16 protein-coding genes and 2 pseudogenes are annotated in these 18199 nt (G+C 52.9%); 16 read left to right on the forward strand and 2 right to left on the reverse strand.

Going from position 1 to position 18199, the window contains the following annotated elements:
• The 16 genes and pseudogenes from NHU87_RS16015 (at position 1) to NHU87_RS16095 (ending at position 17045) form a co-directional block, all read left to right on the forward strand.
• On the forward strand, positions 1-2208 hold the full coding sequence (locus tag NHU87_RS16015; RefSeq protein WP_253550661.1) for a bifunctional prephenate dehydrogenase/3-phosphoshikimate 1-carboxyvinyltransferase: 2208 nt from the start codon (positions 1-3) through the stop codon (positions 2206-2208).
• Positions 2205-2894, forward strand: a complete 690-nt coding sequence (cmk, locus tag NHU87_RS16020) for a (d)CMP kinase (RefSeq protein WP_253550473.1) — start codon at positions 2205-2207, stop codon at positions 2892-2894. The genes NHU87_RS16015 and cmk overlap by 4 nt, the downstream gene beginning before the upstream one ends.
• 120 nt (positions 2895-3014) lie before the next feature.
• Positions 3015-4706 carry a 30S ribosomal protein S1 gene (gene rpsA, locus NHU87_RS16025; protein ID WP_030128738.1) on the forward strand — a complete coding sequence of 564 codons (1692 nt, stop codon included), beginning with the start codon at positions 3015-3017 and terminating at the stop codon, positions 4704-4706.
• Positions 4707-5379: 673 nt separating this feature from the next.
• Positions 5380-5658, forward strand: a complete 279-nt coding sequence (locus NHU87_RS16030; RefSeq protein ID WP_030128737.1) for a hypothetical protein — start codon at positions 5380-5382, stop codon at positions 5656-5658.
• Positions 5659-5808: 150 nt separating this feature from the next.
• A complete protein-coding gene (gene ihfB / locus NHU87_RS16035) occupies positions 5809-6105 on the forward strand; it encodes an integration host factor subunit beta (protein WP_007899751.1) in 297 nt (98 codons plus the stop codon).
• A 27-nt stretch (positions 6106-6132) separates the two neighbouring features.
• Entirely contained in the window at positions 6133-6372 is a 240-nt protein-coding gene (locus NHU87_RS16040) for a LapA family protein (protein ID WP_253550476.1), read from the forward strand.
• A gap of 226 nt (positions 6373-6598) precedes the next feature.
• On the forward strand, positions 6599-7675 hold the full coding sequence (rfbB, locus tag NHU87_RS16045; protein WP_253550478.1) for a dTDP-glucose 4,6-dehydratase: 1077 nt from the start codon (positions 6599-6601) through the stop codon (positions 7673-7675).
• Positions 7672-8565, forward strand: a complete 894-nt coding sequence (gene rfbD / locus NHU87_RS16050) for a dTDP-4-dehydrorhamnose reductase (protein WP_253550481.1) — start codon at positions 7672-7674, stop codon at positions 8563-8565. Before rfbB ends, rfbD begins: the two co-directional genes overlap by 4 nt.
• Positions 8562-9452, forward strand: a complete 891-nt coding sequence (rfbA, locus tag NHU87_RS16055) for a glucose-1-phosphate thymidylyltransferase RfbA (protein ID WP_253550484.1) — start codon at positions 8562-8564, stop codon at positions 9450-9452. The genes rfbD and rfbA overlap by 4 nt, the downstream gene beginning before the upstream one ends.
• 55 nt (positions 9453-9507) lie before the next feature.
• Entirely contained in the window at positions 9508-10431 is a 924-nt protein-coding gene (locus NHU87_RS16060) for a glycosyltransferase (RefSeq protein WP_253550487.1), read from the forward strand.
• Positions 10428-11390, forward strand: coding sequence for a UDP-glucose 4-epimerase family protein (locus NHU87_RS16065; RefSeq protein ID WP_253550490.1), 963 nt, complete (start codon positions 10428-10430; stop codon positions 11388-11390). The genes NHU87_RS16060 and NHU87_RS16065 overlap by 4 nt, the downstream gene beginning before the upstream one ends.
• Entirely contained in the window at positions 11387-12397 is a 1011-nt protein-coding gene (locus NHU87_RS16070; RefSeq protein WP_253550493.1) for an MraY family glycosyltransferase, read from the forward strand. The genes NHU87_RS16065 and NHU87_RS16070 overlap by 4 nt, the downstream gene beginning before the upstream one ends.
• Before the next feature lie 625 nt (positions 12398-13022).
• Positions 13023-13354: pseudogene (locus NHU87_RS16080) on the forward strand (IS30 family transposase); the annotation flags it as partial.
• A 184-nt stretch (positions 13355-13538) separates the two neighbouring features.
• The gene (locus NHU87_RS16085; RefSeq protein ID WP_253550496.1) at positions 13539-14519 is read left to right on the forward strand and encodes a glycosyltransferase family 2 protein; all 981 of its coding nucleotides are present in this window, start codon (positions 13539-13541) and stop codon (positions 14517-14519) included.
• Between the two features lie 2 nt (positions 14520-14521).
• A complete protein-coding gene (locus NHU87_RS16090) occupies positions 14522-16648 on the forward strand; it encodes a hypothetical protein (protein WP_253550499.1) in 2127 nt (708 codons plus the stop codon).
• A gap of 19 nt (positions 16649-16667) precedes the next feature.
• Positions 16668-17045, forward strand: coding sequence for a GtrA family protein (locus tag NHU87_RS16095; protein ID WP_253550503.1), 378 nt, complete (start codon positions 16668-16670; stop codon positions 17043-17045).
• A gap of 443 nt (positions 17046-17488) precedes the next feature.
• Here NHU87_RS16095 and NHU87_RS16100 read toward each other — a convergent pair.
• Positions 17489-17699: pseudogene (locus NHU87_RS16100) on the reverse strand (transposase domain-containing protein); the annotation flags it as partial.
• 74 nt (positions 17700-17773) lie between these two features.
• A complete protein-coding gene (locus NHU87_RS28630; RefSeq protein ID WP_437180832.1) occupies positions 17774-18199 on the reverse strand; it encodes a hypothetical protein in 426 nt (141 codons plus the stop codon).

Below are 18199 nucleotides of genomic sequence, written 5' to 3' on the forward strand. Positions count from 1 at the left end.
ATGATCGGTCGCCTGGTGGTGGTCGGCCTGGGGTTGATCGGCGGTTCGTTTGCCAAAGGCCTGCGGGAAAGTGGTCTGTGCCGCGAAGTGGTCGGGGTCGATCTCGATCCGCAGTCGCGCAAGCTGGCGGTCGAGTTGGGCGTGGTGGATCGCTGCGAAGAAGACCTGACGGCGGCTTGCCAGGGCGCTGACGTGATTCAGTTGGCGGTACCGATTCTGGCCATGGAGAAATTGCTCGCGCTGTTGGCGGGCATGGATCTGGGGCAAGCGATTCTGACTGACGTCGGCAGCGCCAAGGGCAATGTGGTGCGCGCGGCGACCGAGGCGTTTGGCGGCATACCGGCGCGTTTCGTGCCGGGGCATCCGATTGCCGGTTCCGAGCAGAGCGGCGTGGAAGCCTCCAATGCCGAACTGTTCCGCCGTCATAAAGTGATTCTGACACCGCTGGATCAGACCGACCCGGCCGCGCTGGCAGTGGTTGATCGGTTGTGGCGCGAATTGGGCGCTGACGTCGAGCACATGCAGGTCGAGCGTCACGACGAAGTGTTGGCGGCGACCAGCCATCTGCCGCACTTGCTGGCGTTCGGTTTGGTCGATTCGTTGGCCAAACGCAATGAAAATCTTGAGATCTTCCGTTACGCTGCGGGCGGTTTCCGCGATTTCACAAGAATCGCCGGTAGCGACCCGGTCATGTGGCACGACATCTTCCTCGCCAACCGCGAAGCTGTCCTGCGCACACTCGATACATTTCGCAGCGATCTCGACGCTTTGCGCGACGCGGTCGATGCAGGGGATGGGCACCAATTGTTGGGCGTGTTCACGCGCGCCCGGGTTGCCCGCGAGCATTTCAGTAAAATCCTGGCCCGCCGGGCCTATGTGGACGCTATGAATTCCAACGATCTGATTTTCCTGGCACAACCTGGTGGCCGCCTGACTGGGCGGATTCGTGTACCGGGCGACAAATCGATTTCCCACCGTTCGATCATGCTCGGCTCCCTGGCCGAAGGCGTCACCGAAGTGGAAGGTTTCCTCGAGGGCGAAGACGCCCTGGCGACCCTGCAAGCTTTCCGCGACATGGGTGTCGTCATCGAAGGTCCGCACCACGGTCGTGTGACCATCCACGGCGTCGGCCTGCATGGCCTGAAGCCTGCGCCGGGCCCGATCTATCTGGGCAACTCCGGCACCTCGATGCGTCTGCTGTCTGGCCTGTTGGCTGCGCAGAACTTCGACAGCACGCTGACCGGCGACGCTTCGCTGTCCAAGCGTCCGATGAATCGCGTGGCCAATCCGCTGCGTGAAATGGGCGCCGTGATCGAGACCGCTGCTGAAGGTCGTCCACCGATGACCATTCGTGGCGGCAACAAGCTCAAGGGCTTGACTTACACCATGCCAATGGCCAGCGCCCAGGTTAAATCCTGCCTGTTGCTGGCGGGCCTGTATGCCGAAGGCAAGACCACGGTCACCGAGCCGGCACCGACTCGCGACCACACAGAGCGCATGCTGCGCGGCTTCGGCTATCCGGTGACCGTCAAGGGCGCGACTGCCTCGGTCGAGTCCGGCCACAAGTTGACCGCGACCCACATCGAAGTGCCGGGCGATATCTCGTCGTCGGCGTTCTTCCTTGTAGCCGCGTCGATTGCCGAAGGTTCGGAACTGGTGCTCGAGCACGTCGGCATCAATCCGACCCGTACCGGTGTGATCGACATCCTGCGCCTGATGGGTGCGGACATCACCCTGGAAAACCAGCGTGAAGTGGGTGGTGAGCCGGTAGCGGATCTGCGCGTGCGGGCAGCTAAACTCAAAGGTATCGAGATCCCTGAGGCGCTGGTTCCACTGGCGATCGACGAGTTCCCGGTGCTGTTCGTGGCCGCTGCATGTGCCGAAGGGCGCACCGTGCTGCGCGGCGCCGAAGAGCTGCGCGTGAAAGAGTCGGACCGGATCCAAGTGATGGCGGATGGTCTGCTGGCGCTGGGCGTCAAGTGTGAGCCAACCCCGGACGGCATCATCATCGACGGCGGCCAGATCGGCGGCGGCGAAGTGCACGGTCACGGCGATCACCGGATTGCCATGGCCTTCAGCGTGGCTTCGCTGCGCGCTAGCGCACCGATCCGCATCCATGATTGCGCCAACGTCGCGACCTCGTTCCCGAACTTCCTCGCGCTGTGCGCGCAGGTCGGTATCCGTGTTGCACAAGAGGCTCAGTCGTGAAAATCATCGCACCGGTCATCACCATTGATGGGCCAAGCGGCTCTGGCAAGGGTACTGTCGCCGGGATGCTGGCCAAGCGTCTGGGCTGGAACTTGCTGGATTCCGGTGCGCTGTACCGATTGCTGGCGTTCGCGGCGTATAACCATGGCGTCGATCTGACGAACGAGGAATTGCTCAAAAAACTTGCCGCTCATCTGGATGTGCAATTCATCGCGGCGACCGACGGTCAGCTGCAGCGCATCATTCTGGAAGGCGACGAAGTCAGCGATATCATTCGCACCGAGAGTATCGGCTCGGGCGCCTCGCAGGTTGCTGCGCTGCCTGCCGTTCGTGAGGCGCTGCTCCAGCGCCAGCGAGCCTTTCAGGAACCGCCGGGTCTGGTGGCCGATGGCCGTGACATGGGCACGGTGGTATTTCCCGACGCACCGTTGAAGATTTTCCTGACCGCCAGTGCCGAGGAGCGTGCGCGCCGTCGATACTTGCAGTTGAAGGGCAAAGTCGATGGTGTTAGTCTGTCGAGTCTGCTAGATGAGATACGTGCGCGCGATGAGCGTGACACCCAGCGAGCGGTAGCCCCGCTCAAACCGGCGGCTGACGCCATCCAGCTGGATTCCACGGAATTATCCATCGATCAGGTGCTGGAACGCATCATGAGCGAGATCGCCATTCGCGATATCGCCGGGTGACCAAGAAGGCCGCAGGGGACCAGTCATAGTCCTGCGGTGGCTTCTTTTAAATGAAACTAACCCACACCGTCTGGGGTGTGGAGATGGGCGTATTCTTCGCCCTCATCAACAGGAATTAAAATGAGCGAAAGCTTTGCGGAACTCTTTGAAGAAAGCCTAAAAACCCTGAACCTTCAGGCAGGCTCCATCATCACCGGTGTTATCGTTGATATCGATTACCAGGCTCGCTGGGTAACCGTTCACGCTGGCCTGAAGTCTGAAGCACTCATCCCGCTTGAGCAGTTCTACAACGACGCTGGCGAACTGAACATCAACGTCGGTGACGAAGTTCACGTTGCGCTGGACTCGGTTGAAGACGGCTTTGGTGAAACCAAGCTGTCCCGTGAAAAAGCCAAGCGCGCTGAATGCTGGATTGTTCTGGAAGCAGCCTTCGCAGCCGAAGAAGTGGTCAAGGGCGTTATCAACGGTAAGGTTAAAGGCGGCTTCACTGTCGACGTTAACGGCATCCGTGCGTTCCTGCCAGGTTCTCTGGTTGACGTCCGTCCAGTGCGCGACACCACGCACCTGGAAGGCAAAGAGCTGGAATTCAAGGTCATCAAGCTCGACCAGAAACGCAACAACGTTGTCGTTTCCCGTCGTAGCGTCCTCGAAGCCGAGAACTCCGCCGAGCGTGAAGCTCTGCTGGAATCCCTGCAGGAAGGCCAACAAGTCAAAGGTATCGTCAAGAACCTCACCGATTACGGCGCATTCGTCGATCTGGGTGGCGTCGATGGCTTGCTGCACATTACCGACATGGCTTGGAAGCGTATCAAGCATCCTTCCGAAATCGTCAACGTTGGCGACGAGATCGATGTCAAGGTTCTGAAGTACGATCGCGAACGCAATCGTGTTTCCCTGGGCCTCAAGCAACTGGGCGAAGATCCATGGGTTGCTATCAAAGCCCGTTACCCAGAAAGCACTCGCGTTACCGCTCGTGTAACCAACCTGACCGACTACGGCTGCTTCGCTGAGCTGGAAGAAGGCGTTGAAGGCCTGGTACACGTTTCCGAAATGGACTGGACCAACAAGAACATCCACCCTTCGAAAGTCGTACAAGTCGGCGACGAAGTGGAAGTCATGGTTCTGGACATCGACGAAGAGCGTCGTCGTATCTCCCTCGGCATCAAGCAGTGCAAGTCCAACCCATGGGAAGACTTCTCTGGCCAGTTCAACAAGGGCGATAAAATCTCCGGCACCATCAAGTCGATCACCGATTTCGGTATCTTCATTGGTCTGGACGGCGGCATCGACGGTCTGGTTCACCTGTCCGACATCTCCTGGAACGAAGTGGGCGAAGAAGCCGTTCGCCGCTTCAAGAAGGGCGACGAGCTGGACACCGTTATCCTGTCGGTTGACCCAGAGCGCGAGCGTATCTCCCTGGGTATCAAGCAACTGGAAAGCGATCCGTTCTCCGAGTACGTTCAAGAGAACGACAAAGGCGCCATCGTTAAAGGCATCGTGAAAGAAGTTGACGCTAAAGGCGCCATCATCACTCTGGCCGACGATATCGAAGCGACTCTGAAAGCCTCCGAAATCAGCCGTGACCGCGTTGAAGACGCGCGCAACGTTCTGAAAGAAGGCGAAGAAGTAGAAGCCAAGATCATCAGCGTTGACCGCAAGAGCCGCGTAATCCAGCTCTCGATCAAGTCGAAAGACGTTGAAGACGAGAAAGAAGCCATCCAAAGCTTGAAAGACAAGCCTTCGGATAGCATCGCTGCTGGTCCTACCACTCTGGGCGACCTGTTGCGTGCACAAATGGAAAAACAGAACTAAGTTCTGTCAGACCATAGAAAAAGGGCGACTTCGGTCGCCCTTTTTTGTGTCTGTGATTTGGTGAATCCCAGGCGTGCTGACGCCCAGCGCCAGTCATTTAAAGTTAGATCGGATCTGTAGGAGCCAGGCTTGCCGGCGAAGGCGTTCGTAAGAGCGCCTTCGCCGGCAAGCCAGTTAAGCGCAATCCATGTGGGAGCGGCGGTGCGACGATTCGACTTGCTCGCGAAGACGGCACCACAGTCAACATTGATGTCGCCTGATACACCGGTTTCGCGAGCAAGTCGGATCGCCGCACGGCGGGCTTCTACGAAAAGCGGTTCGCTCGGCCTAAGCCGCAATGCAATCTGTAGCAGCTGTCGAGCCTGCGAGGCTGCGTTCGGCTGCGCAGCAGTCGTAAAATCAGCAATTGCGGTGCAGCAGGTGGGCCGCGTTAGTCGGGTTCACGACTGCTTCGCAGCCGAACGCAGCCTTCGGCAGCTGCTACAAGGAAATGCGTCGCGGCTGAAACTTCTTAACTGATTGGTATTGGTTTGCTCAGCCACCTTATTTCTTTCGTGAAACCAATGATCTACATGAGCTGTCTGTAACTTCATACAGGTCAATCGTCTATTCAAGGCTAGGCTTAGTCTGAAGTGAACGACCGCTGGGAAATACGCCCGGCATAAGGAAGCGAATGAACAAGCTCATTGTCGTGATAGCAGTACTGACATTGGCAGGTTGTACCACTAGCGCCAAGACTCATGCGGTACGCGGAGTCAGTGGTATAGAAATCGATTGTTCAGGATTGGGCTCCGGATGGGAAAAGTGTCACAAGCGAGCCGCCAGGGAATGCAAGGGTGCAGGCTATAAAGTCGTCGTAAGGTCCGATGACGCGAAGGAGGAGGACGAATTCCCTTTTGGCTTCAATCCCGCGGGTTATCTGACGCGCACCATGCTGGTTATCTGTAGATGAATGCCTGGTTTGAGCAATGTTCCGATGTTCTGAAATCGGGCACCTCATTGCAGGGAAAGATATGTCAAAACTCGGGCTGTTCAAATTTCTTCGGGCATGCTAAAACCTTTGAAGCGCTTTTCCTAGCTGCTTGAAAAAGAAGGGAAAAATATGACGAAGTCGGAGTTGATCGAACGAATTGTCACCCATCAAGGGCTGCTCTCATCCAAGGATGTGGAGCTGGCCATCAAGACCATGCTTGAGCAAATGTCCCAATGTCTGGCCACCGGTGATCGAATCGAGATCCGTGGGTTTGGCAGCTTCTCCCTGCACTATCGCGCGCCGCGCGTAGGCCGCAATCCGAAAACCGGTCAGTCCGTCAGCCTCGATGGCAAGTTCGTTCCGCATTTCAAGCCAGGCAAAGAACTGCGTGATCGCGTGAACGAGGAAGAGGAGGAGGGGCTTTGACAGCTGCTGCACTTCAAGGAACCGCTGATGCGTAACCTCAAGCGCGTACTTCTCGCTGTATTTGTCCTGTTGCTCGTTCTGGCGATCCTGGCGTTCGTTCTGGAGAACCAGCAAAGCGTGTCACTGCTATTCCTGGGCTGGGCGGGCCCACAGTTGCCAGTTTCGCTGATCATGGTGATTGCGCTGCTGATCGGCATGGTGATCGGGCCGATTCTTGGCTGGTTTCTGGGACATACGTCCAGAGCCTCGCGCAAGCGCCTTGTCTGATTGCGACAAACCCGATGCGCGCACCGAATTTGCGTCACAGCTTATCCATATCCATTAGTAAAACCTTCATTAAGCTGTAAAATGCTGCGCTTGGTCGATAGGGTGTTCCCGAATCGGTTCAGACTGACTCTGTCAGAAGCCACGGCTGACTTGATGGCTTTTGCATTCATGGATTAGACAGTGCGCGGTTGGCGGCCCTGTCAGCAACTTAAGGGTATGGTTTCGCGTGAAAATTCTAGTAACCGGCGGCGCCGGGTTTATCGGCTCGGCAGTCATTCGTCATATCATCTCCAACACCACCGACTCTATCGTTAACGTCGATAAACTGACTTATGCCGGTAACCTTGAGTCGCTGGCCGAAGTCAGCCAGAACTCGCGTTATGTGTTCGAGCGCGTCGACATCTGTGATCGTGATCGAGTGGACCGTGTCCTGCGTGAACACCAACCGGATGCCATCATGCACCTGGCCGCAGAATCCCACGTTGACCGCTCGATCTCCGGTCCGTCTGAATTCATCCAGACCAACATCATCGGCACTTACACCTTGCTGGAAGCTGCACGCCATTATTGGGCAGCACTGGATGATGCGCGTAAAGCCAACTTCCGCTTCCACCATATTTCCACCGACGAAGTCTATGGAGACCTCGAAGGTCCGGAAGACCTCTTCACCGAAACCACGCCGTACCAGCCAAGCTCGCCGTACTCGGCCAGCAAGGCCAGTTCCGATCACCTGGTTCGCGCCTGGGCTCGTACTTACGGCCTGCCGACCTTGGTCACCAACTGCTCGAACAACTACGGTCCGTGCCATTTCCCTGAGAAGTTGATCCCGCTGATCATCCTCAACGCACTGGAAGGCAAGCCGCTGCCGGTTTACGGCAAAGGCAATCAGGTCCGCGATTGGCTCTATGTCGAAGACCACGCCCGGGCACTGTACAAAGTCGTGACCGAAGGCGTGATCGGCGAGACCTACAACATCGGTGGCCATAACGAAAAGCAAAACATTGAAGTAGTGCATACCCTGTGCGCACTGCTCGACGAACTGCGTCCTGACTCCGCTCATCGTCCACATGCCAGCCTGATCACCTACGTTCAGGATCGCCCGGGCCACGACCAGCGCTACGCGATTGACGCCAGCAAAATCCAGCGTGAGCTGGGTTGGACGCCAGAAGAAACTTTTGAAACCGGGATCCGCAAAACCGTCGAGTGGTACCTCAGCAACACTGAGTGGGTGGCTCACGTGAAGAGCGGCAGCTACCAGCAATGGATCGACCAGAACTACACGGATCGTTCGGACAAGGCATGAAAATCCTCCTGTTGGGAAAAAACGGCCAGGTCGGCTGGGAGCTGCAACGCTCCCTTGCGCCGCTTGGTGAGTTGATCGCCCTGGACCGTCACCCGATCGGTGGTTTAAGCGGCGACCTGTCTGACCTCGATGCACTGCGTGCGACGATCCGTCAGGTCAAGCCCGATGTCATCGTCAACGCGGCGGCCTATACCGCCGTCGATAAAGCCGAGTCCGAGACCGAGCTGGCCGACCGTGTGAACGGTCAGGCAAGTCAGGTCATGGCTGAAGAAGCTGCATCCCTGGGCGCCTGGCTGATTCACTACTCGACCGACTACGTGTTCAGCGGTGAAGGCCTGACGCCATGGCAAGAGACAGATGCCGTCGCCCCGGTGAATCACTACGGCGCGAGCAAACTGGCCGGCGAGCAAGCGATTACCGCCTCGGGCTGCAAGCATCTGATCTTCCGCACCAGCTGGGTCTATGGCGCGCGCGGCAACAACTTTGCCAAGACCATGCTGCGTCTGGCCAAGGACCGCGACACCCTGAGTGTCATCGCCGATCAGATCGGCGCCCCCACCGGCGCAGATTTGATTGCCGACGTGACGGCTTTGGCCATCCAGCAAGTCTTGCAGCGTCCTGAGCTGGCGGGCCTGTATCATCTGGCGGCCGCCGGCGAAGTGTCCTGGCACGGCTATGCCAGCCATGTCATCGGTTTTGCCAAGGCCAACGGTGAAGAACTCGCCGTCACGGCGATCAATCCAATAGACACAACCGCCTACCCAACACCGGCGCGCCGCCCTCTGAACTCACGTTTGAATACTCAGAAGCTGCGCGACAATTTTTCTCTACACTTGCCGGATTGGCAAAGTGGTGTCACCCGAATGCTTACGGAAGTTCTGAATAAATGACCACGACAAATCGTAAAGGCATCATCCTCGCTGGCGGCTCGGGCACGCGTCTGCACCCGTTGACCCTCGGCGTGTCCAAGCAGATGCTGCCGATCTACGACAAGCCAATGATCTTCTATCCGCTGTCGGTACTGATGCTCGCCGGCATGCGCGAAATCCTGATTATCTCCACCCCTGAAGACCTGCCAAGTTTTCAAAAATTGCTGGGTGATGGCAGCCTGTACGGCATCAAGCTGACCTACGCCGAGCAACCTAGCCCGGACGGCCTGGCACAAGCCTTCATCATCGGCGAAGAGTTCATCGGCAAAGACCCTTGCTGCCTGATCCTGGGCGACAACATCTTCTACGGTCAGCACTTCTCGGAAAACCTGCGCTCCGCCAGCACTCAAGAGCACGGCGCGACGGTATTCGGCTATCACGTATCCGATCCGGAGCGTTTCGGTGTCGTCGAGTTCGACGCTGCCGGTCGTGCCTTGAGCATTGAAGAGAAGCCGCTGAAGCCAAAATCAAGCTACGCAGTCACCGGTCTGTACTTCTACGACAACCAAGTCGTGGAAATCGCCAAGAGCATCAAGCCATCCCCACGTGGCGAGCTGGAAATCACTGACGTTAACCGCGCATACCTTGAGCAGAAGACCCTCAACGTCGAAATGCTCGGCCGTGGCTTCGCCTGGCTGGACACCGGTACCCATGATTCGCTGCTGGAAGCCAGTCACTTCGTGCACACCATCGAACAGCGCCAAGGCTTGAAGGTGGCGTGCCTGGAAGAGATCGCGTATCACAATGGCTGGATTACTGCCGAGGAGTTGGGTATTCAGGCTGATGCGCTGAAGAAGACTGGTTATGGTCAGTATCTGCAGAAGCTGCTGGACTCGCCTTCCCACTGATTCGAAGGCTCAATCCTTCGAACAGTAGCGTTTAATCAGTCCAGGCAGGAATGGCATGCCAGTAAAACATCCCAAGGTTGCGGTTTTGCTGGCTGCCTACAATGGCATGCAGTGGATCGAGGAGCAGTTGGCCTCGATCCTCGACCAGTCAGCTATCGACGTAACCGTTTATATCAGTATCGATCCTTCGACTGACGGTACCGAGGTCTGGTGTGCGGCTTATGCGGCAGAGCATTCCGAGGTTTTGGTCTTGCCGGCCGCCGGGAGTTTTGGCGGAGCCTCCCGTAATTTTTTCCGACTCATCCGCGATGTCGACTTTGAAGGCTACGACTTTGTCGCCTTTGCCGACCAGGATGATGTTTGGCATTCGAATAAGCTCCAGCGTGCGACCGATGCCATCCAGGCTCGTCGCGTAGAAGCCTACTCCAGCAATGTCACGGCCTTCTGGCCGGACGGCAGTACTCATGTGCTGGACAAGGCGCAGCCTCAGGTTGCATGGGATTTTCTGTTCGAAGCAGCTGGCCCCGGCTGTACCTACGTCATGAGCAAAAAACTCACGGACTCGCTGAAGTCTTCAATGCTCGCCAATTGGCAGCAGCTGCAAGATGTCAGCTTGCATGACTGGTATTGCTACGCCTTTGCTCGTAGCCATGGTTACCGCTGGTATATCGACCCGGAGCCGTCCATGGACTATCGCCAGCATGAGCGTAACCAGGTAGGTGCCAATAAAGGCTTGAGCCCGTTGATTGCCCGCTACAAAACCATTCATGACGGTTGGTGGTTCAATCAGGTTCAGTTGATTTCGCTGTTGGTGGGGCAGGGGGCCGATCCTTTCGTGCAGGCATGGCTGAAACTGCGCCGTAGACAACTCATGAAGCTTTCCTTCAGCGCCTGGCGTTGCCGGCGGCGAGTGCGGGATAAAGTGTTTTTCTTTTGTATTTGCTGGGCTACCGCATTGATAGGGAAGAAAGCCAAATGACCGCCCCGAAGGTATTGGTCACTGGGGCAAGCGGGTTTGTTGGAGAGGCGTTAGTCTTCAAGCTGTTGGTGGACAAGAAGTTCAGCCCGATCGCAGCTGCTCGCGGGGCTACGCGGTTGAATGGGTTGTGTCCGGTGGTGCCATTCGATCTCACCCATGCCAAGGTCTTGCCTGCACTCAACAATGTCCAGGTAGTCATTCATGCCGCTGCCCGAGTGCATGTCATGAATGAAACCGCGGGGGATGCATTGGCCGAGTTTCGCAAGGTCAATGTGGAAGGGACGCTCAAGCTGGCTCAGTGCGCCGCGGCGTCGGGAGTAAAGCGCTTCATTTTCATCAGCTCGATCAAGGTGAACGGCGAAAGCACTCTCCCGGGTAAAGCATTCAAAGCTGATGATTATCCGAATCCGCTGGATCCTTATGGTGTGTCCAAGTACGAAGCCGAAGAAGCTCTGAAGCAACTAAGCCACATCACCGGAATGGAGGTGGTGATCATCCGCCCACCACTGGTCTATGGTCCTGGAGTGAAAGCCAACTTTCTGAGCATGCTGAGTTGGCTCAATAAGGGCATTCCATTGCCATTGGGTGCAATTCGAAATCAGCGAAGCCTGGTAGCTATCGCAAACCTGGTGAGCCTCATCGTCACTTGTATTGATCACCCCGCTGCGGCCAATCAGTCTTTTCTGGTTAGCGACGGAGAAGACTTATCTACAACTCAGCTATTGCGTCATCTGGCCAGAGCGTTAGGCAAACCTGCCCGTCTTCTGCCGCTACCTGAATGGCTATTGAAGCTGGGGGCCTCGACATTGGGGAAACAGGCCGTAGCTCAGCGTCTGTGCGGATCGCTACAGGTTGATATCAGCAAAAATCGCGAACTACTGGGGTGGACGCCAGTCATCAACATGGACAAAGCGATGCTTCAGACCGCTGACTATTATCAGGAAAGACAAACGAAATGACTGTTTGGTGGTTGCTACTCGCGGTAATTGTTATTTCCTGGGGGCTTACGCTCGTCTTGCGACGGTATGCCTTGGCCAAGTGCTTGATTGACATCCCCAACGAGCGCAGTTCCCACTCGGTGCCAACACCGCGTGGGGGAGGGGTGGCCATTGTGACGTCCTTCCTCCTGGCGCTACCCGTACTCGGCGGTTTGGAACTGCTGAGCCCCGCAACTCTTTGTGGACTGCTTGGCTCAGGTTTTCTCGTCGCGGTGATAGGGTTTGCCGATGACCATGGGCATATTGCCGCCAGATGGCGTCTGCTCGGGCATTTCATTGCTGCGGCATGGGCGCTGTACTGGTTGAACGGTCTTCCTCCGATAGAGCTTTTCGGCGTTACCGTAGATCTGGGATGGTTCGGTAACATTCTGGCGCTGGTGTATCTGGTCTGGATGCTCAACCTCTACAACTTCATGGACGGAATCGATGGGTTGGCGAGTGTAGAAGCAATCAGTGTCTGTCTTGCCATATGCCTCGTTTATTGGTCCACAGGCAGCACAGGACTTGTATGGGGTCCCCTGACATTGGCGGCAGCAGTAGTGGGCTTTCTATTCTGGAATTTCCCCCCCGCTCGTATTTTTATGGGGGATGCCGGTAGCGGCTTCTTGGGTGTCGTGCTCGGAGCGCTTGCAATACAGGCTGCATGGACCGCGCCGCAGTTGCTCTGGAGTTGGCTGATTTTAATGGGGGTATTTATCGTCGATGCGACCTGGACGCTCGTTATGCGGCTGCTCAGGGGCGAAAAGATATACCAAGCCCATCGCAGTCATGCCTATCAACGGGCTTCAAGACATTTTAATAGCCATAAAGTCATCACTTTATCCGTCGTCGCCATTAATCTTGGCTGGCTACTGCCGTTGGCGCTGTGGGTGGGGACGGGGGGGGGCTGGTTTATCGGAGTAATGGTCGCGTATGTACCGCTCTGTTTGATAACGTGGAAGTTCAAGGCAGGAGAGGTGGAGTGTTGAGGCGCTAAAATACTAGGCAGTTAGCGCTATGCAATAAATGCCTGAAAAATAGCATTGGTATTAAATCGTTTATTGCGGGCTATCGGTTTATTATGGTTTTTTAGAGAAAGTCTTTTACAGTATAAATGTTAGAGGGTGGGTGATCGCTATAAGAGGCGTGATTCGTTCATTGTCTAGCTTTTCCGCCCATACCCAAAAAGAAAAGCAGGCTGCAAAGGTACTGAATTAAATAAATGACTGACAGTAGTGCGACGGATTTACTTCTCAAGTTAACTTTGAACACGAAAAAACGCCTTAACGCATATGCGCATGGCCGATCCCTGAAATATATGAGATAGTATAATTGGTCTTGTAGAGCAAGAACAACAAAACCGGTAAGTAGTTTCCATATGTCAGGGCGGTGTTCACCCGCCTCTGACAATAAAAAACCTAGCAATATCTACTCTCAGAATTCTTGAAAGTGCTCGAACTCACCTGCGGAAAGTCTCCCGCGTATGTTTGCAACCTCTTTCACGGTGTGGATAGTCATACCTTTGACTGAAGTACTGACGACATCGGCGATAACCCTTGCCCCTGACTCTCATGGGCAGTATTGACAGACTTGGCTCAACATAACGGCATTGGGGTGGAACGCTCCAGCGGCCAATTTATGCTGATGAAAAATGAATGACGCGTCGGCGGCGGTCGAAGGGTTTAGAGCGTCGCTCAATGGCATGCCTCTTGCGGTTCGTAGAAGCATAACGTATGACTAAATAAGGAAATGGCCAGGCAAGCTGAAACCAACGAGAACCCCAATGGGCTTGTTCGCCAGTTTTTACCCAGGGAATCGACCTGTCCAAGTACACTTGGGAGGGCGTTTACTGAACGTTCCGATCGTGCAAGCGATTTAACTGGTTGTGTCCGATCGAGGTGTTCACTCAGCTGATGGGCTTGCAACATGAGGCTCCTGCTTCAATTTCAATAACCGTATTGCACTCAGCTTCTGCAACCGTCCAAAGTTTCCCTCATTACCCACGTCGTCAGTGCGCCCTGAACCCTACAAGAATTGACGACGGCTGTACAAAAAAATAAAACATGGTGTTACACTCAGCTGTTCGTTGTACTCGGCCCGAAATAGAACTTACCCATGCATGTGTAGGATATGAACAGAAAAAAATTGATTTCGATTGTCGTCCCGTTCTTTAATGAAGGGGGGAATGTCAAGTTCTTCCAAGCATCTATCGGCAGTTTAATTGAAACTTTGCCAGACTTTGACTTTGAAATTGTTTGTGTTGATGACGGTAGCCAAGACAACACTCTGCAAAACTTGGTCAGCATCGCATCTACAGATCAACAATTCAAGATTATAGAGCTTTCGAGAAACTTTGGAAAGGAAGCTGCACTGACTGCAGGAATTGATCATGCCAGTGGAGACGCGGTAATACCGATCGACGCTGACCTTCAGGACCCACCCGAATTAATAGAACAGATGCTCACTGAGTGGCAAAAAGGATACGAGGTAGTCTTAGCTCGAAGGGTCGATCGCTCATCCGATTCGTATTTAAAGCGCAGAACCGCAGAATTGTTTTATAAGTTTCACAATCGTCTTTCTCATGTAAAAATCCCAGAGAACGTCGGTGATTTTCGACTAATGGATAGGAAAGTAGTAGAGGCTGTAAAACTGCTTCCTGAACAGCAACGCTTTATGAAGGGCCTGTTTGCTTGGGTAGGCTACAGCACAACAACAGTAGATTATGTGAGGAGCGCCAGAGTAGCAGGTGATTCTAAATTCTCTGGTTGGAAACTGTGGAACTTTGCATTAGAAGGGATTACAAGCTTCAGTTCAGCACCGCTTAAACTATGGACATACTTAGGGGGCGTTGGCGCTGCGCTCTCTCTAATTTATGCATCCTATATAATTTTTAGAACCTTAATATACGGCGTAGATCTACCTGGTTATGCTTCGATATTAGTTGCGGTGTTGTTTGTAGGCAGCCTTCAGTTGATGAGTATAGGTATGCTCGGCGAGTATGTAGGGCGCATATATATAGAATCGAAAAGAAGACCTGTTTATCTAATACGCAATACCTACTCAAAAAAATATATAGAAACGCCAACTAAAAACAGCTTAGGTCGAGTGTAGTGATGAATTTTGAACGAACGGACGCGACTGAAACACATGAGTCAAAAATGGAAGACGCTAGACAAAAAATATTACAATTCGGTAAGAGTTTTATAGCGCTAAGCGCTCTAGTCTTTTGCGGCTTATTAATTGTAACCCACAAAGCACCATTTTCATTTGGATCCGGCGACCACGCTCTGTTTCACGCATTTGGACACTGGATAAACCAAGGAGAGGTTTTCACTAAAGACTTTATCCATTTCAGAACTCCTGGTCCTTACTACTTTTACGCGTTGATTCAGCGATTTTTTGGCGAAACTCAGCTATCTACCAGTATTGCGTTGCTCTCTGAGGCGCATATTGGTCAGGTTGTAGCATCGTTCATTATGGCCCTCGCAATTTCCAAAGCATTCTGGAAGCGAAGCTCATTACTTTTAGCAGTCTGTATCGGAATACTATTTTTAGCCCTCCCGGCAATTTACCAATTAAGAACTGCGATTCCTGCGCTTGCTCTTGGTACGTATGTATACTATGTGACTGGAAGCCGTCCAGAAAGGAACTTCTGCTATTTAGTGGCAACTGGTATTCTACTAGGGTTGTCGTTCTGGTTCGGCCAAGAAGTATCGCTTTTTCTTATAATATCTATCGGCGCCGCCGAGATCTCGTTCAGATGTGAGAAGCACTTTAGCCTCTATCTAAAAAAAATCACCGCTATCATTGCAGGCATCGCTGTCACTCTGATTCCAATGTTGTTGTATTTTTATTCAGTTGGAGTTGATTTAAAGGAGTTATTTTACAATACCTTATATTATGCATTTTTCATTCAGCCGAAAGGAATGGATAGTCCATTTCCTGATTTAAACTTGGGAACCATAATATTTTATGCATGGATCTGGGTGTACATAGGTTGCGCTTTTGTATTTTCCTTGAAGAATAAACTTAGCAACCCTGTCGCCATTGTTCTGTTTAGTTATATCGGTCTCAGAATGATATCGATGTTGGGGCGCTCGGACTTCCTCCACTTACTTTTTTCAATCTCTGAACTCTTTATTCTCCTTCCTATCACAATTGCGTTAGCACTCGCCGACAAAGTTCAAGTCACCGTAACCTCAATTATAAAAGCGGCTTCTGTAAGCTTAATACTATCGCTTATATTTTGGATAGGGATAGGCGGAAATTCTAGCGCGCTTTTAACCATTCCATTTATTCTTATCGCTTATAGTTATTCGGAAAAATTACTGGCAACAAAACCACAAACTAGCGCTGCTCCTCGAACATTCATATCTGCATTTGCAACTCTTGGAGGGGCGGCAGTCGTATTACTGTTGACTCTCCCATACTCAAAAGACTCAATAACCGCAACCATTAGGACCTTTAAATCTAATCCTACAAATCTGGTCCTAGGTACCCAGGTTCCTGCTGAGCGAAAGAAAGAAACAGATGAAGTTCAGAGAATCATCACATCTAAGAAAGCAACAAATATTTTTAGCTACCCAATACGCGCTGAGTACTATGCTCTCGCACCGCGACATGGAACACGCTACGTTGAATTTGCTCCTCAAACGACTCAAGACGATGTCCGCGGAGCTATAAGTGACTTGAAGGTGTCTCGCCCCCAACTAATATTTAGAGACTTGGACCAAGTATCCTTCCTGTCGCCCATTCTCCATGACTTATCCGACTTTATCATGTCGAACTATACATCAATTCAGATTATTGAAGGTTATAGTCACTTAGAAGTTCTAGAGCTTAAAGACTTTCCCACGACGACTAAGCGACTATTCGACAATGTGTATACATATAATACCGATCATGCTCATGTAACTGCAGGCACGCGAACTTTTCCGGATGGAAAGACCGTGCTGGTAATTGCCACAAACAAGGGCAAAGGATTATTTAATATCGCGCGGGAAGGGGCGCGATTTGTAGAAGCGAAAATTTATCCAGAGCCAGGCTCTGGCACGGAAGGAATCGTCACTGCCTCTGTGAATGGCAAAACTATTGAGCAACGCGTTTCTATTGCCGAAGGAAAAACTTATATTCCGCTTCCGGAGGGCGATGGGATTGTACAGATTACCCTTGAGAGTTCCGACAGCGAAAAGTCGGTACTGTGGGAAGACCCAAAAATTGTGGCTGAAAAAAACCTATAAACATTTAATCTGGTGATGCATGTTCGGATCATTGTTTTTAAAATTCGCGGGAGCTGGGCTGCTCGGTACAGGCGTGCACTATCTCACATTAGTTACCTTGGTCCAAATCGTGGGTATAGATGCTGTAGCTAGTTCCTTTGCAGGAGCGATTTTCGGTGCAATTATAAACTATCTTCTTGCATATAATTATGTTTTTGCTAGCGAAAAGAAGCATAGCGAAACGGTAATTAAATATGGATTAATAGCTGCTGGAGCAATCATTCTAAATACCCTGTGCATGTATGTTCTCGTTAATTGGCTGTCGCTTAACTATATCGCCAGCCAAATACTGACGTCGACCATATCACTAGGATACAGTTACGCCTCGAACTCTAACTGGACATTTAAAAATGTTTGAAATAATCGTCAAAACCTGCCAGTCATCCTGCGCGTATACGGGAGCCCCCCGGATTGTCAAGTTTTCAATCTGTGACGGCTCGATGGTAGATATTAAACTCATATATCCGGACTTTCGGTGCGTCGTTGCTACTGTCTTTGATGGAATGTAAGCGTTTCATAAACCCCACCTATTCAAAAATAGGCAACCCGCTTAGCTAGGCGATGCGAGCGATCAGTTCCAAGGCATCAACGCTTCGCAATCTTCAACCCAGGTTGCCTGTGGCAGGCATTTAAGGCTAAAACCAACGGCCAAGAGCTCGATGCGTGGCTGCCACAAGCCCCGAGCGTAGAAGACTTCGAGGCCTTGCTGCCGTGGAACTGCGCACGGCAAATGCCAAGATAGCTATGCGCTCCATCTTTAAAACGTGGGGGTTCATGTATCGCATACTGCGTTTGCCCCGTCCGTCGCTTGGTCGGAGCTACGACCTCTTCTTCAACCGATTCGTCGAAAGGCTCGGTCACGCTTTCAGTTTCATTGAATAAGGCCATTTGCGGAGGCGCGGGGATCGAGTATCTGCTCTGACTTGCGCCCGAAAAGACCCTGACGCAACAGCGCGTTTTCTTCTTCAAGATAAACGATCTTGCCCTTATCCGACTCGCGCTCACTCAGCATTTGCTCAAGCAGTTTCTTGAGCAAAACAGGGTCGGTAATAAGTAACCGCTCCACGAACCCCGCATTCAAAGCCGCTATTTGATGCCTGATGCTGTGCTTCCGATCTCTTTCAGAAGCCAGCGGCCATGATGCGTCCCGATGCCAAAGTCGAAAAAGTCTATCTCTACCCCAAACCCGTGGACTTCCGAAAATCCATTGATGGCCTGGCCGCGCTGGTCGAATTGGACATCAAGGTCGCCGTGTTTGACCCTGTGCTTTTCGTTTTTCTCAACAAGGCCCGAAACCGCGTGAAGATTTTGTACTGGGAACGCAACGGCTTTTGCCTTTGGCTCAAACGCCTTGAATCCGAACGCTTCAAAACATCGCCCGATCACACCGACGAAGCCATCGTGCTGACGGTCCAGGAACTGAACTGGCTGCTCGATGGTTTTGATCTGTGGCGCAACCGTCCACATCAGGTTTTGACACCTCGATTTGTCGCCTGATTCGGTATAATCCAC

This window comes from Pseudomonas mandelii, assembly GCF_024138395.1.
GTDB classification, from domain to species: domain Bacteria; phylum Pseudomonadota; class Gammaproteobacteria; order Pseudomonadales; family Pseudomonadaceae; genus Aquipseudomonas; species Aquipseudomonas mandelii_E.

What these genes read in the sequence shown, in the direction of transcription:
- NHU87_RS16015 (WP_253550661.1), top strand. Translation starts at nt 1, where the DNA reads ATGATCGGTCGCCTGGTGGTGGTCGGCCTGGGGTTGATCGGCGGTTCG.
- rpsA (WP_030128738.1), top strand. Translation starts at nt 3,015, where the DNA reads ATGAGCGAAAGCTTTGCGGAACTCTTTGAAGAAAGCCTAAAAACCCTG.
- NHU87_RS16030 (WP_030128737.1), top strand. Translation starts at nt 5,380, where the DNA reads ATGAACAAGCTCATTGTCGTGATAGCAGTACTGACATTGGCAGGTTGT.
- ihfB (WP_007899751.1), top strand. Translation starts at nt 5,809, where the DNA reads ATGACGAAGTCGGAGTTGATCGAACGAATTGTCACCCATCAAGGGCTG.
- NHU87_RS16040 (WP_253550476.1), top strand. Translation starts at nt 6,133, where the DNA reads ATGCGTAACCTCAAGCGCGTACTTCTCGCTGTATTTGTCCTGTTGCTC.
- rfbD (WP_253550481.1), top strand. Translation starts at nt 7,672, where the DNA reads ATGAAAATCCTCCTGTTGGGAAAAAACGGCCAGGTCGGCTGGGAGCTG.
- rfbA (WP_253550484.1), top strand. Translation starts at nt 8,562, where the DNA reads ATGACCACGACAAATCGTAAAGGCATCATCCTCGCTGGCGGCTCGGGC.
- NHU87_RS16060 (WP_253550487.1), top strand. Translation starts at nt 9,508, where the DNA reads ATGCCAGTAAAACATCCCAAGGTTGCGGTTTTGCTGGCTGCCTACAAT.
- NHU87_RS16065 (WP_253550490.1), top strand. Translation starts at nt 10,428, where the DNA reads ATGACCGCCCCGAAGGTATTGGTCACTGGGGCAAGCGGGTTTGTTGGA.
- NHU87_RS16070 (WP_253550493.1), top strand. Translation starts at nt 11,387, where the DNA reads ATGACTGTTTGGTGGTTGCTACTCGCGGTAATTGTTATTTCCTGGGGG.
- NHU87_RS16085 (WP_253550496.1), top strand. Translation starts at nt 13,539, where the DNA reads ATGAACAGAAAAAAATTGATTTCGATTGTCGTCCCGTTCTTTAATGAA.
- NHU87_RS16090 (WP_253550499.1), top strand. Translation starts at nt 14,522, where the DNA reads ATGAATTTTGAACGAACGGACGCGACTGAAACACATGAGTCAAAAATG.
- NHU87_RS16095 (WP_253550503.1), top strand. Translation starts at nt 16,668, where the DNA reads ATGTTCGGATCATTGTTTTTAAAATTCGCGGGAGCTGGGCTGCTCGGT.